This window comes from Paenibacillus forsythiae T98 (assembly GCF_000520735.1).
Taxonomy (GTDB): domain Bacteria; phylum Bacillota; class Bacilli; order Paenibacillales; family Paenibacillaceae; genus Paenibacillus_AQ; species Paenibacillus_AQ forsythiae.
In genome coordinates this window covers 1-340 of sequence record NZ_ASSC01000854.1, presented here as the reverse complement: position 1 = coordinate 340, position 340 = coordinate 1, and the positions used below count along the sequence as shown (strand labels likewise).

Below are 340 nucleotides of genomic sequence, written 5' to 3'. Positions count from 1 at the left end.
CAGGCTGCGGCAGCCGTGCAGAAAGGGAAGCAGCCATTCTTCCATGCTGCCTGTGAGTCCGTCATCCGACACGTCGGGCCAGGCTGGGTCTATACGGTGCATGAATGCCAGGCGTTCTCTCAGTTGCAGGGTTCCCTTGTCCCAAGGAAGCTGGCTCAGTCCCTCCCCGGAAACCACCCCCATCAGAACTCTGGCCGCTTCCTCGGGCGAAGGCCGTTCATGACCGGACTCCTTAAGCGTCAGCTCCCCGAGCATCGCCTTGCGGCGAGCTTTGACGCTCTTGCTGTCATCATCCCAGTATACTTCGGCCAGCTCTGTCATAAGGTCCGCGTGATGCTCC

General features: G+C 60.6%; 1 pseudogene. It reads right to left on the bottom strand.

The annotated features are described in order from the left end of the window. Nucleotides 1-340 (bottom strand): annotated as a pseudogene (locus L692_RS33290) (ATP-dependent helicase HrpB); the annotation flags it as partial.